We start from the raw sequence: 14,304 nt of genomic DNA, 5'->3' as shown, positions 1-14,304 counted from the left end.
TCTGTCGCGCTGGTGCCTGATTAGCCGATGAGAGAGCCATGCCTTCCGGATCCACAGCGACACCATGCCAAAGGGTCCCGAAGTTTAAGACATCCAACGCGTAGGTTCGACGCCAGGCTGGGAGAGTAGGCCGGGCAGAGGGAGGAAACATGAATATCGAACAACGGATGGCCGCGCCGTCGCCGGCCGTCGATACCCAAGCTGAAATCAGCGCCCGCCTAGAACGGCTGCCAGTGACCCGGGAGGTCTTCTGGGCTCGAAATATCGTCGGCGCAGCGACATTCTTTGACGGCTACACCGTCATTGCCATAGCCTATGCCATGCCGGTTCTTGTCCGCGAATGGGGTTTGACCCCGGGACAGACGGGCATGATCCTGTCGATGGGCTACCTGGGGCAGTTGATCGGCGCCATTTGCTTTGGCTGGCTTGCCGAGCGGATCGGCCGTCTCAAAGTGCTGCTATTCACCATCCTGCTCTTCGTCAGCATGGACGTCGCATGCCTTTTTGCGGCCGGTGCCGGCATGATGATGGCATTGCGTTTCATTCAAGGCATCGGAACCGGTGGAGAAGTTCCGGTCGCGAGTGCATATATCAACGAGTTGATCAGCTCGAAGGGGCGGGGCCGCTTCTTCCTGCTGTATGAGGTCATGTTTCTGCTCGGCCTCGTCGGCGCAGGCTTGATCGGCTATTTCATGGTCTCAGCCTATGGCTGGAAGGCGATGTTCATCGTCGGCCTGATCCCGGCCGCCCTCATGATCCCGCTGCGCTGGTTCCTCAATGAATCACCTCGCTGGCTCGCCGCCAACGGCCGCTATGAGGAAGCCGACCGCATCGTCACCAAGTTGGAGAACAGCGCTCGTGCCGCCGGCAAGGAACTACCGGAGCCGAAAATCATAGCCGCCCCCGTCCGTCGTCGATCGGACTGGCGCGAACTTTTCCAGGGCATCTATCTCAAGCGCACACTGTCGATCTGGGCGATGTGGTTCTGTGCCTATATGGTCGCCAATGGGACGATCACCTGGCTTCCGACCCTCTATCGGCAGACATTCAACCTGCCGCTGGAAACTAGTATCCTATACGGGTTTATCACTTCGGTCGGTGGCGTGATCGCGGCCGTTATCTGCGCATTGCTCATCGACAAGGTCGGTCGCAAGCGCTGGTACACCGGTGCCCTTCTGATCGCGCCGGTCCCGCTTGTCATCCTCGCTTGGCTGGGTGCGACGTCGGCAACACAGGTCCTGATCCTGGCCGGTCTCGCCTACGCCATCGTCCAGACCGTGACTTTCTCGCTCTACCTCTATTCCGCGGAAATCTACCCGACCCGCCTTCGTGCTATTGGCACGGGGACAGGCAGCGCCTGGCTTCGTCTCGGATCCTCCGCGGGCCCTATCGCGGTGGGTTGGGTCATGTCGTCGATGGGCATCCAATATGTCTTCGGCGCGTTCGCAGCGATCCTTCTCGTTGGTGCCCTGGTGACGGCCTTCTTCGCGGTCGAGACCAAGGGTCAGGTCCTGGAGGAACTTTCGCCATGATGCCCTGATTCGCTAGCCATGAATAAGTGTAGGGATCAAAGGCTCGGCGAGGATCGCACGGGCCTTGATCTTTCACAGTTGCAGCTTCGGACGGGCTGGTCATCGTTTTACCCCCTAGATTGCTTCGCCGTCCGACGTAAATACCGAGGCAGCGCGAGCGGCTCCCGAACCACGAACTCGGCACGGCTTACGACGTCAAGATCCCGGTCGCCCGTCCGGAAAGATTCGCTAGCTCGCTCCAAATGGTAAAATTTGCCAATCGTCATTCAGGTCCATACTGGACGGAAAATGATTGTAGAACGTCGATTTGGCCAACGCCGGCTTCCGCGATGTTGCCGTCAGTGCCGACAGCTCCTTCGCAAAAGAGCCGGATCACGGCGTCAAGCAAACGGCGACGGGTCGAAGAGAAACTAGCGACGCTCGATCATTCAATGCGTGTCAGTTTTTCGCGCGTAAGAGCGACCTGGAACGTTCCATCCGACAGAAGCTCTACGAGATACCCATTGGACGTATAGTAAATAACCGTTGGGGGCGCCTGGTCGCCGGCAGAGGGATCAGCTTGCCGTGTAGCCTCTATAACCATCACCATGGAACCTCTTTCGTTCAAGCAGCTAATCAGTTGCTCCCGTGGGCCCATCATGTCGTCCGTCCTGTTGTCCACCCGGAATGAGCTTAGAGAGCGAGCCGACGGGGAACAAGTACGGGCTTGGAAGAGACGGCTATATTGTCGTTAGAACACCTCGGCTTCCACAGGCGATGCTTCCTGCGCCGATTACGCTCGTGATGCTGGCTTGAGATAGGCGGTGAACTTAACCATCAGAATCATTCGACGGATCGGCATTGGGCGGCAATTCTCCCGGGCGGATGACGCGCGAGTTGCTGAAATCTGCGTTTGGAGGCTGGAAAAAACAGTCCTCACAGCATTTTCAGGCCGTATTCTGCCGTTGGACGAGGCGGCAGCCGTCAAGGCCGCCCAATGGCATGTGCCCAATCCCAGACCGATCAATGCCGCCTATATTGCAGCGACAGCCTTCACCCGACGTATGAAGCTGGTGACTCGCAACATCAAGGACTTCAAGGATATGGAAGTGGCACTCGTGAACCCGTGGGACACACCGGCATAGGCCCATCTTCTGCGGTGGTCAGCATTGCTATCGCATCTGAGCTCGTTACGCGGTGCATATAAGAGTAGAGACCGGTCGCAGCGGTCAGGCCCCGTATCGACGAGGGCGCTCACAAACGAGCTTCGCAACGACCTCTTCTGGGCCGACCACGGCGCAATCCGGAGTCACCGTGCGATGTCTCGCTCCCGCTTTACCCGCTGGCTGATCTGCAGAACTTCCTGAAGACCCAAGGCACCAGGCAGCCTTTCAGCGTGACAGGCGCGGAGCGAGACCTGGTGTGCGGTGGCCAGAAGTCTTGAGCTTCGTCTCTGCGGAGGTTTCTCCTCCGATCACCAAGGACGGCGCCCTTTCGTCGACGACAATGGTCATGTTACCCCATCCGCTCGGAGGCATAGGAACCCGGGCTGGCCGGGAAGACGACGGTGCGATGTCCGTTGATGAAGGTGCGGTGGTGGATATGGGCGTGGATGGCGCGCGCCAGGACCTGGCTTTCGACGTCGCGGCCCAGAGAGACATAGTCTTCCGGAGACTGCGCATGGGTGACGCGCACCGTGTCCTGCTCGATGATCGGACCTTCGTCGAGATCGGCGGTGACGTAATGCGCGGTGGCGCCGATCAGCTTCACACCACGTTCGAAAGCCTGCTTATAGGGATTGGCGCCCTTGAACGACGGCAGGAAGGAGTGGTGGATGTTGATGATCTTGCCGGACATCTTCTGGCACATCTGATCGGACAGGATCTGCATGTAGCGAGCAAGCACGATGAGTTCGGTGCCGGTCTGCTTGACGAGGTCCATGATGCGCGCTTCGGCCTCAGGCTTGTTGGTCTCGGTCACCGGAATATGATGGAAGGGGATATCGTGATTGACCACGACCTTCTGGTAGTCGAAGTGGTTGGAGACGACGCCGACGATCTCGATCGGCAGGGCGCCGATCTTCCAGCGGTAGAGGAGGTCGTTGAGGCAGTGGCCAAAGCGCGAGACCATCAGCAGGACCTTCTCCCGCTTGGCGGCATCATGCAGGCTCCAATTCATGCCGAAACGCTCGGCGATAGCGGGGAAGCCCTGTGCGAGCTTCGCTTCATTGGCCTCCTTCTCGGAGATGAAGGAGACGCGCATGAAGAACTTGCCCGTGTCGAGGTCGTCGAACTGGGAAGAATCCACAATGTTGCAGCCTTGATCGGCGAGATAGCCGGAGACTGCAGCGACGATGCCGCGGGTCGACTGACAGGAAATGGTCAAAACGTAGGTCTTCATGGTCATCTCGTGAATGGCCTGTGACGGCGTCATCTCAGTTGTAAGACGGGTGCATGGGGGAGGCGGCGCCGGTTGCTCGGAACCGGCACCGCCTCTGCGCCTGGGGAGGTCCTTCAGGCGCGGGATTTCTTGCGTTGGCGGTGCACGTCAATGACGACTGCCGCGACGATGATCGCGCCCTTGACGATCTCCTGGTAATAGGCGCCGACCTTGAGGAAGGTGAAGCCGGAGGTCACTACACCGAGAATAATCGTGCCGATTACCGTCCCGGTGATCCGGCCGACGCCGCCGGAGAGCGAAGCGCCGCCGATGACGGCCGCGGCGATGGCGTCGAGTTCGAAGGAGACGCCCATGTTCGGTTGGCCGGACTGGGCGCGGGCAGCGAGCATGACGCCGGCGAGGCCGGAGAGAAGGCCGGCCACCGCATAGACCTTGATCAGGTGCTTGCCGATATCGATCCCCGAGACGCGCGCAGCCTGGCTGTTGGCGCCGATGGCATAGGTGAACTTGCCGTAGCGGGTATAGGACAATCCGATGTGGAAGATGATTGCCACGACGAAGAAGACGATGACCGTTCGCGGGACGGGAAAGCCCCAGAGATTGAAGCTCTGGCCGAGCCACGCGAAGTTTTCATTGAGCAAAGCGACGGGCTGGCCTTCGGTATACCATTTGGCCAGGCCGCGGACTGAAACCATCATGCCAAGAGTGGCAATGAAGGGCGGAATGCCTGTCTTGGCGATAAGAAGGCCATTCAGATAACCCAGGAATGCGCCGAGCAGCACGCCGACCAGAAGCGGCCAGAACGGGCTTGAATCGATGAACCAGTCCAGGCCGAAAGCGGCGTATTCGGGTTGCAGGAAGACGGCGCGGGCATTCAGCGAGGTCTGGGCGAAGCTCGCAGCCACCATGGCGATAAACCCGACCATGGAACCGGACGAGAGATCGACCCCGCCGGTGATGATGACCTGCGTTACGCCGACCGCGATGATCCCCGTGACGGCGACCTGAAGGACGATGATGGATAGGCGCTGCTTGTTCGCCAGAAAGCTTTCGCCCACGACGTACCAGCCGATCACTTCGAAGATAAGGGCGATCCCGATCAGGACAGCGAGGATCGAGAATTCCGGCGGAAGTCGCCGAATTTTCTTCAAGCCCGTCTTGGAGGTCTCCCCCAGTTCGTTGATGGCATCAGACATGATATCCTCCCGGCTGTGCCGTCAGCGCGACGCCAGCTCCATTATCTTGACTTGATCGGCTTCGGCCCTGTCCAGGATGCCTGTGACCCGCCCCTCATGCAGCACGACGATGCGATCACTCATGCCGAGCACCTCCGGCATCTCCGATGAGATCATGATGATCGCCACACCCTGGCCCGCGAGCTGCGAGATCAGCCGGTGGATTTCGGCCTTGGCGCCGACATCTATGCCGCGGGTGGGTTCGTCGAGGATCAGGATCTTCGGATTGGTCATCAGCCAGCGACAGATCAGCACCTTCTGCTGGTTGCCACCCGACAGGTTGATGATCGGCTCCCGCATGTCGGGCGTGCGGACCCTGAGGCGGTTGGCCATGTCGGTGGCCGCCTTCCGCAGCTTCTCCTGCTGTACGAAACCGAGCTGCACATAACGCTGTTGCAGCACCGCCATCTGCGCGTTTTCCTGGATGTCGAGCAGCAGGAAACAGCCGGTCTCCTTTCGATCCTCCGTCAGAAACGCCATGCCGTGCGCCATGGCGACGGACGGCGAGGAGACCGTCAATTGCTTGCCGAAGAGCTCGATCGTCCCGGAACTTGCGGGCGTCACGCCGAAGATCGTCTCCGCGACGTTGGACCGGCCCGAGCCGACGAGGCCGGCAAAGCCGAGAATCTCGCCGGCGCGGAGATCGAAGGACACGTCGCGGAAGACGCCGTTCAGCGTCAGCCCTTTTACCGACAGCACGACGTCGCCGATCTGCGCCGGTTCTTTTGGGAACATCTGGGTGATCTCGCGCCCGACCATCATGCGGATGATGTCTTCGCGGGTCACCTCCGAGGAATTGCAGGTCGCAACGTACTTGCCGTCGCGAAAGACGGAGACCTCGTCAGCGATCTCGAAGAGTTCGTTCATCTTGTGGGTGATGTAGATGATGCCCTTTCCTTCCTCGCGGAGGGAACGGATGATCCGGAAGAGGTGGTTCACCTCCCTCTCGGTGAGGGCCGATGTCGGTTCGTCCATGATGAGGACATCGGAATCGAAGGATACGGCCTTGGCGATCTCGACCATCTGGCGGTTGGCCACGCTGAGCTTGCCGACCTTCATTTCCGGATCGATTTCGATCCCGAGGCGCTCAAACAGCGCGTCCGTTCGACGGTTCATTTCGGCGTGGTCCACGATACCGAAACGCCCGAGCGGCTCACGGCCGATCCAGATGTTTTCCGACACGGTCATGGGCGCCATCAGATTCAGTTCCTGATGGATCATCGCGATTCCGTTCTGGAGTGCGTCGAGCGGATTCTTGAGACGGATGTCGACGCCACGCAGTTTGAATGAGCCGCTGTCGGGCGTGTAGATGCCCGCGAGGATCTTCATCAGCGTCGACTTGCCGGCGCCGTTCTCGCCCATGAGGGCATGCACGGTCCCGCGTTTCAGCCTCAGCTGCACATTGTCCAGAGCAACGACCCCCGGAAATTCCTTGCGCACGTCCTCGACTTCAAGAAGATATTTGCTGCCCGGGACAGCGCCGCTCCTGCGAACGGCCTCCATGGTCTGCGGACTGATGATGCGTTCAGCCGACATGGTGATCCTCCTCCACTAGAGTGATCCGCTGCCCCGCAAGGCAGCGGATCGGCCTATCCTCGGTTAATTCTTCGTCGTGAACTTGGCCATGTTTTCAGGCGTCACGAGCTGGAACGGGATCCAGACCTTGGCGTCCACTTTCTCACCCTTGGCGAGCTTTATGGCAGCGGCGACGGCACCCGAGCCCTGGCCGAAGGCATCCTGGAAGACGGATACATCCAGATTGCCCGCCTTCATGTAGGCGAGTGCTTCCTGGGTGGCATCGATGCCCGCAACGACCACGTCCTTCATATCCCAGCCGGCAGATTTCATGGCGTTGATCGCACCGATCGCCATGTTGTCGTTGTTGGCGATGACAGCCGCCGGCTTGCGACCGGCCGCGATCCAGTTGGTCATCAGGTCCTGCGCCTTGACCGGATCCCATACCGCGGTCTGCTCGTCGAGAATCTTGATGCCCTTGCAGTCCGGCGTCGCGATCACGTCGTGGACGTCCTTGGTGCGCTGGACGGCAGCCTGGTTGGCAAGATCACCGACCATGACAAGGATATCGCCCTTGCCGCCCAGGATGCGACATACTTCCTTGGTCTGCAGCGTGCCTGACTGAACTTCGTCAGAGGCGACGAATGCTCCCTTGGCGCCAAGCTTGTCCACGTCTGCCGGCATCCGGTTGACGTAGACGATCGGGATGCCGGCATCGTTCGCCAGCTTCGTCATCGGCGCCGTTGCCGTGGTGTCGACTGCATTGACGATGATCGCATCGACTTTGGAGGCGATGAAGTTCTGGATCTGGGAAAGCTGCTTCTGAACGTCATCATCCGCGATTTCGATCTGGACAGGCTGCTTCGCATCGGCTGCAGACTTCTCGATGCCCTTGCGCAGAACCGTCAGGAACGTGTCGGAATTGGCCATGGACACGCCAATATTGCCTGCATAAGCACTCGATGCCATCAGGACGCCGAACACGGCACTCGCCAAAAGTTTCTTCATCTCTTCCTCCTCTGAAACGGTGCCCGGCGAACACCTTAAAAATGCCGGTCGCCTCCTCCCCGAAGGCAATCTCACGAACCAATCCGGTCACTCCCACCGGATCGGTGAAGACGTCAAAGTCTGTCCCGGATCAGCTCCATGCTGCTGCGGATCATCGTTTGCGGATCGCTCGATGCGTGAACGGATGACGCGAACGGTTCGAACGACAGCGGGCCGGAATAACCAGCGTCGATGAGCGCACGGATTTGACCGATATTGTCCAGCCGGTCCCGTGCCGTCACCATCACGCGATGCGGGTCTCGCATGGCGTCGATGTTGACTTCCTGATCATCGACGCCTGAAATGTGGACCAGCCCCGTCAAGTCCGGAAATATGTCCGGCTCGCCAGCGAGCACGTGGTGAAACGTGTCATGAACCAGCTTGAAGCTCTCGCGGCCATCGATCGCGACAATCGCTTCCGCTGCTTCTTTCTTGGAGCGAAGCGAGCAGATCTGGAAGCCGAGCGGCTCCACGAGGCCGATGAGGTTATTGGCCCGCAGGATAGGTTTCAGCGCCTTGAGCGCAACGCGCAAATTCCCCTGACGTTCTCCCTCCAGCTTGCCGCTTCCATCGTTGACAGGCACGAGGACCAGGGCTTTTGCGCCGCAGGCAGCGGCATAAGCGGCCAATTCCGTGGCCTCCGCTTCCCGCTCCGGCGTCCATTCGTTGAAGCGCTGCAGGGCATTGATCGAAATGATTTCGGTTCCGTGCGCCTTTGCCAGGTCGTTGACCGTCTCGGGCGAAGTCCCGTCGAGAATGGCATTACCCGCAAGATCGTTGCGGATTTCGAACTGCCGAACACCGAGCGATATGCCCAGTTCGAAAAAAACGCCGAGCGGCATGTGTGGCGCAACCATGTGGTTGAGCGCGAAGGTAAGCGCGGCCATGAATTCTCCCGAAGTTTGGCGCGGCCGGCTTTCCTCCTCCGTCCCGCTGAATGAAGTCATCAGGTTTCGTGGCGTTGGTCAAAGAGGAAATAGCAATATTCCGTTTCATTCATGAAAGAATTTGCGGATTGATATGATGGATTTCCATCATCGCAGCTCAGATGTTTTCCGGCACGTAAATTTCGAGCGGCAGGAAAGTCTGGCCTGGCGCCGTCGCGGGACCGGTATCCACCGCCTCGACCATTAGCTGGACCAGTTCGCGGCACAGATTGGCAAGCGGTGTCGCGATCGCCATGGTCACGATCTCATCAGCCAGCGCTGCGCGGGAAATTGGCGTCAGTTCGTTGACGACGATAACATGCTTGCCGCCGAGTTTTTCTTCTCGGATGGCGGAAATGGCGCCTTCCATTCCGCCTCCGGCAACATAGAAACCCACAAGATCCGGATGGCGGTGCAGCAGATCCAGCGTTGCTTCGTGGGTGATTTCGACCGTTTCCAGGTTCACCAGCGTGTCCAGAACCTCGAAATCGGGAGCGTGTTCGCGGAAATAGGACCGAAAGCCGATCTCGCGCAGTTCGTGACCGTGAAAGCGGTGACTGCCGACGAAAACAGCCACTTTCCCGGGTTTTTTCGCAGCCTTCGTGATCATCCATGCTGCCGTCCGGCCAGCCTTGCGGTTGTTGAGCCCGACATAGCCCTCGCGGATGCCGGAGGCGAAATCGGACAGGAGTGAGAATACCGGGATGCCTCTTGCCTTCAGTTCCTCCGCGGCCACCGTCAGGGCAGGATAGTCCGGGGATGTCATGGCGACCGCCTGATTCCTCGCGCCAACCTCTTTCAGCTTGTCGGCCAGTTCGCTCGGTGTCTGATTGGCGCAGAATTCGATCTGCGCCACGCCGCGAATGCCGGGATGGTTTTGGACGGCGATCTCCAGCTCCCGCTTGAAGCTCTGGTAGAAATGGTGGTTGGGCTTCTGCAGGATGAAGCCCAACCGGTATTGCGGCAGGCCCTCGAACACGCGCTGCCGCAGCAACCCGACGGCATGGAAGTTAATCTCATTTGCCGCGTCATAGACGCGCCGCGCCGTGTCCTCGCGCACCTTGTGGCGCCCGTTCAACACGCGGTCCACGGTTGCGACACTCACTCCAGCAGCCTTGGCCAGGTCCGCGATCGTTGGTCTCGATCCCATCTGTTGCTCCCTCAAGTGAAATCTTTCTATCATAAAGTAAGTCAAGAATGATAGACTTTGATAGAATATATCATACGTGGATTGTGATCCGTCAGAACAACGATAATCCTCAAGATCAGATTCCATGCGGCGCCTTTGATGGCGACCGCATCGAAACCGATGGAGGAGATCAATGGCGAGGACAGCGGCAAAGCGTGACTATAGCCTGCTTGGACGCGATGCGCAGGCAGCGGTGGCCAATGGGCTCGCGGCGGCGCAGTGGTATCATACCGAGGTCCCGCGCAAGCAGATGAAGGAATTGATGAAGCGGGAGGATGGGCCAGCCCTCCGGGACACGGCGATCTGGCTCGGCTGTATGGTCGTCTTTGCAGGGCTTGGCATCTATTTCTGGGGCAGCCTCTGGGCGATCCCTTTCTTCCTCGCCTACGGCGTGTTCTACGGGTCCGCCTCGGATAGCCGCTGGCATGAATGTGGTCATGGCACGGCGTTCAAGACGATGTGGATGAACAACGTTGTCTACCAGATCGCCTGTTTCATGATCATGCGCAATCCGGTGACCTGGCGCTGGAGCCATACTCGGCACCACACCGATACGGTCATTGTCGGCCGGGATCCGGAAATCGCGGTGATGCGTCCGCCGGATCTCCTGCGGCTGATCCTCAATTTGTTCGGTCTCCTGGATGCCTGGCATGCGGCGATCGACATGGTCCGCAACGCGTTTGGGGTCATCAGCGCCGAAGAGAAGATCATTATTCCGGAGACGGAGCAGCCGAAGGCGATCCGCATCGCACGCATCTGGCTCCCGATCTATGTGGCGACCGTTGCGCTTTCGATCGCTCTGAATTCGATCCTGCCGCTGATGCTGATCGGCATGCCGCGCCTTTATGGTGCCTGGCACCATGTCATGACCGGCCTGTTGCAGCATGGCGGCCTTGCCGACAACGTCACCGACCACCGGCTAAACAGCCGCACGGTCTACATGAACCCGATCAGCCGCTTCATCTACTGGAACATGAACTATCACGTGGAGCACCACATGTTCCCGATGGTGCCCTATCACGCGCTGCCGAAGCTGCACGCGATGATCAAGGACGATCTGCCGGTACCGAACCCGTCGATCCTCGACGGTTATCGAGAGATGATCCCGGCCTTCCTGCGCCAGCTCCGAAACGAGGATTACTTCCTGAAGCGCGAGTTGCCGCCGACGGCAAAGCCCTATCGCGAAGACTTCCACAGCGACGCCATGGCGCCGGCGGCGGAGTGACGCCGGCATCCGAGAAAACAAGCCATAATGGCGAGGAGAACCCGATGAGCACCTGGATCGACGTCTGCGACAAGGACGAGATCGACGAAGAGGATGTCATCCGCTTCGATCACGACGGCAAGAGCTACGCCGTCTATCGCAGCCCGGAAGACAGTTTCCACGCGACCGACGGACATTGCACGCACGAGAATGTCCATCTGGCCGATGGTCTGGTGATGGACGATATCATCGAATGTCCGAAGCACAACGGCCGCTTCAACTACAAGACCGGCCAAGCCAAGGGCGCCCCCGTCTGCGTCAACCTCAAGACCTATGCGGTCAAGGTCGATGGTGGCCGCGTCTTCATCCAGGTCGGCTGAGATGGGTGACAAAGGCATGGTGATCGTCGGCGCCGGCGAAGCGGGCGTTCGGGCGGCCTTTGCCCTGCGGGAGCGAGGCTACCGGGGGACCGTCACGCTGATCGGTGATGAGCCGCATCTCCCCTACGAGCGTCCACCCCTGTCGAAGGCGGGCGAGGAAGCCGGGACCGTCCGGGCGATTGTCGCAAGCGAACGTTTTGCTGAGGCGGGGATCACCTTCCTGCGAGGGCGGCGAGCTATCTTGATCGACCCAGCACGCCATGCGCTGCTGCTGGAAACCGGCGAAACGCTGTCCTACGAGCGGCTGCTGCTCGCAACCGGCGCGGCGCCGCGCCCGCTACCCGGCCTTGCCACGAGCGATCGCATCCATGTGCTACGAACCGTCGAGGACGCATCCGCCATTTGTCGCCACATGCGGGAGGACGACCGAGTGGCCATTCTCGGCGGTGGCTTCATCGGGCTCGAACTGGCCGCGATGGGCCGGAAACTCGGCACGGCCGTCACCCTGATTGAAGCGCAACCGCGCGTGTTGATGCGTGGTGTTCCCGAAAAGCTCGCGCTCGCCTTGCAGGCACGGCATGCGGCGGAAGGCGTGGAACTGCTCTGCGGCGTGGGGATCGAGACCATCGCCGATGGCGAGAGCGGCGTTGTCATCGGGTTAGCCGATGGTCGCCAGATCAAGGTCGATGCGCTTGTGGTCGGAATCGGCGCCCAGCCCAACACCCGCCTTGCCGCAGAAGCAGGGCTTGCGATCGACAACGGCATCGCCGTCGACAGCCATCTGGCGACCAGCGATCCGCACATCTTCGCGGCCGGCGACTGCTGCTCCTTTCCAGTCGCCGCCTATGGCGGCCGGCGCGTCCGGCTCGAATCCTGGCGCAACGCACAGGAACAGGGCAGCGTCGCGGCGGCCAATATGCTGGGAGAGGCCGAACCCTTCGATGCGGTGCCCTGGTTCTGGTCGGACCAATACGACCTGACGCTGCAGGTAGCCGGCCTGTCCGACGGCGCAACATCGACCGTCGGCCGGACGCTGTCGCCGCAGGCCGAGATCCTGTTTCACCTCGATGCGGATGGGCGATTGCTGGCAGCCAGCGGACTTGGCCCCGGCGGTGCCGTTGCCCGCGACATTCGACTGGCCGAGATGCTGATCGCCAGGTGCGCGCACCCCGATCCTGCGGCACTCGCCGATCCTTCCGTCAAACTGAAATCCCTTCTGTGAGCGCCTGACGCCAAAGGATGCACCGATGAAATCCAACCATCCTACTGTTGCCGATATCCTGGCGCTCAAGGGCAAGCGCCAGCTCAGCATGCTTCGCGTCGTTACGCTGGAGGAGGCGGCAGCCGCCGAGAAAGCCGGGATTGAAATGGTCTCCATACCGCCGGCTCTCCTGGGGCCTGCGTTCCGCGAGGTGGCGCCAAGCGTCTTTGCGGTGCCGGGGCTCGAATATGGCGACTTCGTCACCACGAAGGAATATCTGCGGGCAGCCTTCAAAGCGATGCGTGCCGGTGGCGACGCCGTCTATTGCGCGGCAAGCCTCCGGATCATCCGGGGGCTCAGTGACGAGGGTATTCCCGTCTGCAGCCATGTCGGCCTAATTCCCTCGAAGGCGACCTGGACCGGTGGCTTCAAGGCGGTCGGCAAGACAGCCGACAGCGCGATGGCGATCTGGAATGCCGTCAGGGCCCTCGAGGAGGCCGGCGCCTTCGCCGCCGAAATCGAGGTGGTTCCCGCCGAAATTGCCTCCCTGATCAGCGCCCAGACGTCTCTCTTCATGATCTCGATGGGGGCGGGCGCTGGTTGCGATGCGCAATATCTCTTTGCCGACGACGTGCTGGGACAGAACCGCGGGCATGTGCCCCGACATGCGAAGACCTATCGCAACTTTGCTGCCGAGTTCGACCGCCTGCAGCACGAGCGCATCGCAGCCTTCCGGGAATTCCGCCGGGATGTTGAGAGCGGAGCCTATCCGGCAGAGCCGCACAATGTCGGTGTGGCAGGCGAGGAACTTGCCCGTTTCCGCGATATGATCAACGGCTGATCGAGCCATAGGAGATGGCATGAAAGAGGCCGCGCCCGCTGGGAGAACGGATCACTCCGCGACGATGTTGTTGAACCTGTCAATCTCGTGCTGGGTGGGCGGCATACAGATCAACCGGAAGAAAACGCTGCGTCGCCGAAGAATTCGGCCAGCACCTTCGTCGTTTCGATGGGATACTCTTCAGGAAAAAAGTGGCCGCCCGGCATCGAATGACCGACGACATCGCCTGCGAATTGTTGCCACAACGCCAACGGGCCTCCGTCATTGGTATACCAGGTGGCTAATGCACCGGCTCCGCTCCAGAGGGCCATGAGTGGACAACAAATACGGCGTCCAGCGATTTGATCTTGGACGTCATGCTGGCGATCGACGCTTGCTGCAGCACGATACTCCTCGCAGATCGCGTGAACATGGTCTGCATTTCTAAGCGCCTCGACATAGGCCTCTCTGATCTGTGGCGGGAACACCGCGGCGGAAGATCCCCAGCCTGTAAGCGCATCGTCGATGACAGCCTCCGGCGCATCGGCGATCAGCCTCTCCGGCAAAGGCTCGGCTTGCGCAAGTAAGACCCACGGCCAAAAGCCTAACGCAAATCGGTCATCAGCTTGATCCCAGACGGTGGAGGTCGGGACAATATCCAGAACGGCAAGCTTTCTTATCACCGCCGGATGATCGAGCGCCATGCGGTAAGCGACACGGCCGCCCCGGTCATGGCCACCGATCATGAACTCGCTGAAGCCGAACTTTTCCATAAGCTCGACCATCTCGGCCGCCATCGCGCGTTTGGAATAGGGGAGGTGATCGGGGGTGGAAGGAGGGCAAGCGCTGGCGCCATATCCACGCAGATCGGCACAG

At 60.2% G+C, this 14,304-nt stretch carries 12 protein-coding genes and 1 pseudogene; 6 read left to right on the top strand and 7 right to left on the bottom strand.

Translation table 11 applies throughout. The annotated features are described in order from the left end of the window. Positions 1–149: 149 nt before the first annotated feature. Together AC1D3C_RS00065 and AC1D3C_RS00060 are read left to right on the top strand one after the other, a co-directional pair. The gene (locus tag AC1D3C_RS00065; protein ID WP_477481465.1) at positions 150–1,532 is read left to right on the top strand and encodes an MFS transporter; all 1,383 of its coding nucleotides are present in this window, start codon (positions 150–152) and stop codon (positions 1,530–1,532) included. An 899-nt stretch (positions 1,533–2,431) separates the two neighbouring features. Beyond that, positions 2,432–2,656 (top strand): annotated as a pseudogene (locus AC1D3C_RS00060) (PIN domain-containing protein); the annotation flags it as partial. Positions 2,657–3,026: 370 nt separating this feature from the next. On the opposite strand, the gene purU reads toward AC1D3C_RS00060, so the two are convergent. The 6 genes from purU to AC1D3C_RS00030 all read right to left on the bottom strand — a co-directional run bounded on the left by purU (position 3,027) and on the right by AC1D3C_RS00030 (position 9,784). Further along, positions 3,027–3,911: a formyltetrahydrofolate deformylase gene (purU, locus tag AC1D3C_RS00055; protein WP_477481464.1), complete on the bottom strand. Its 885-nt coding sequence runs from the start codon at positions 3,909–3,911 to the stop codon at positions 3,027–3,029. A 113-nt stretch (positions 3,912–4,024) separates the two neighbouring features. Continuing rightward, positions 4,025–5,107: an ABC transporter permease gene (locus AC1D3C_RS00050; protein WP_477481463.1), complete on the bottom strand. Its 1,083-nt coding sequence runs from the start codon at positions 5,105–5,107 to the stop codon at positions 4,025–4,027. A 21-nt stretch (positions 5,108–5,128) separates the two neighbouring features. After that, a complete protein-coding gene (locus tag AC1D3C_RS00045; RefSeq protein ID WP_477481462.1) occupies positions 5,129–6,682 on the bottom strand; it encodes a sugar ABC transporter ATP-binding protein in 1,554 nt (517 codons plus the stop codon). 63 nt (positions 6,683–6,745) lie between these two features. Then, positions 6,746–7,669 (bottom strand): sugar ABC transporter substrate-binding protein, encoded by a 924-nt coding sequence (locus AC1D3C_RS00040; protein WP_477481461.1) that lies wholly within the window; start codon positions 7,667–7,669, stop codon positions 6,746–6,748. A 113-nt stretch (positions 7,670–7,782) separates the two neighbouring features. Continuing rightward, entirely contained in the window at positions 7,783–8,595 is an 813-nt protein-coding gene (locus AC1D3C_RS00035) for a TIM barrel protein (RefSeq protein WP_477481460.1), read from the bottom strand. Positions 8,596–8,752: 157 nt separating this feature from the next. Continuing rightward, positions 8,753–9,784, bottom strand: a complete 1,032-nt coding sequence (locus AC1D3C_RS00030) for a LacI family DNA-binding transcriptional regulator (RefSeq protein ID WP_477481973.1) — start codon at positions 9,782–9,784, stop codon at positions 8,753–8,755. 172 nt (positions 9,785–9,956) lie between these two features. Here AC1D3C_RS00030 and AC1D3C_RS00025 point away from each other — a divergent pair, with 172 nt between their 5' ends. From AC1D3C_RS00025 to AC1D3C_RS00010, 4 genes are read left to right on the top strand one after another with little or no spacing between them, the layout of a single operon-like run. Then, positions 9,957–11,048, top strand: coding sequence for a fatty acid desaturase family protein (locus AC1D3C_RS00025; RefSeq protein WP_477481459.1), 1,092 nt, complete (start codon positions 9,957–9,959; stop codon positions 11,046–11,048). Between the two features lie 44 nt (positions 11,049–11,092). Next, a complete protein-coding gene (locus AC1D3C_RS00020) occupies positions 11,093–11,407 on the top strand; it encodes a MocE family 2Fe-2S type ferredoxin (protein WP_046638479.1) in 315 nt (104 codons plus the stop codon). Between the two features lies 1 nt (position 11,408). Continuing rightward, positions 11,409–12,629 (top strand): NAD(P)/FAD-dependent oxidoreductase, encoded by a 1,221-nt coding sequence (locus AC1D3C_RS00015; protein WP_477481458.1) that lies wholly within the window; start codon positions 11,409–11,411, stop codon positions 12,627–12,629. A 25-nt stretch (positions 12,630–12,654) separates the two neighbouring features. Beyond that, on the top strand, positions 12,655–13,449 hold the full coding sequence (locus AC1D3C_RS00010; protein ID WP_477481457.1) for a 3-methyl-2-oxobutanoate hydroxymethyltransferase: 795 nt from the start codon (positions 12,655–12,657) through the stop codon (positions 13,447–13,449). Between the two features lie 110 nt (positions 13,450–13,559). On the opposite strand, the gene AC1D3C_RS00005 is transcribed toward AC1D3C_RS00010, so the two are convergent. After that, positions 13,560–14,304: alpha/beta fold hydrolase (locus AC1D3C_RS00005; protein ID WP_477481456.1), on the bottom strand; the 745-nt coding region annotated here is incomplete at its 5' end.

It is taken from the genome of Neorhizobium sp. P1_A6 (assembly GCF_056406795.1).
Note: the sequence above shows the minus strand (reverse complement) of the source record. Positions and strands in the feature narration are given on the sequence as shown.

Coding starts and splice junctions, on each gene's coding strand:
- AC1D3C_RS00025 (WP_477481459.1), top strand. CDS start 9,957: ATGGCGAGGACAGCGGCAAAGCGTGACTATAGCCTGCTTGGACGCGAT.
- AC1D3C_RS00030 (WP_477481973.1), bottom strand. CDS start 9,784: ATGGGATCGAGACCAACGATCGCGGACCTGGCCAAGGCTGCTGGAGTG.
- AC1D3C_RS00020 (WP_046638479.1), top strand. CDS start 11,093: ATGAGCACCTGGATCGACGTCTGCGACAAGGACGAGATCGACGAAGAG.
- AC1D3C_RS00050 (WP_477481463.1), bottom strand. CDS start 5,107: ATGTCTGATGCCATCAACGAACTGGGGGAGACCTCCAAGACGGGCTTG.
- AC1D3C_RS00035 (WP_477481460.1), bottom strand. CDS start 8,595: ATGGCCGCGCTTACCTTCGCGCTCAACCACATGGTTGCGCCACACATG.
- purU (WP_477481464.1), bottom strand. CDS start 3,911: ATGAAGACCTACGTTTTGACCATTTCCTGTCAGTCGACCCGCGGCATC.
- AC1D3C_RS00065 (WP_477481465.1), top strand. CDS start 150: ATGAATATCGAACAACGGATGGCCGCGCCGTCGCCGGCCGTCGATACC.
- AC1D3C_RS00010 (WP_477481457.1), top strand. CDS start 12,655: ATGAAATCCAACCATCCTACTGTTGCCGATATCCTGGCGCTCAAGGGC.
- AC1D3C_RS00015 (WP_477481458.1), top strand. CDS start 11,409: ATGGGTGACAAAGGCATGGTGATCGTCGGCGCCGGCGAAGCGGGCGTT.
- AC1D3C_RS00045 (WP_477481462.1), bottom strand. CDS start 6,682: ATGTCGGCTGAACGCATCATCAGTCCGCAGACCATGGAGGCCGTTCGC.
- AC1D3C_RS00040 (WP_477481461.1), bottom strand. CDS start 7,669: ATGAAGAAACTTTTGGCGAGTGCCGTGTTCGGCGTCCTGATGGCATCG.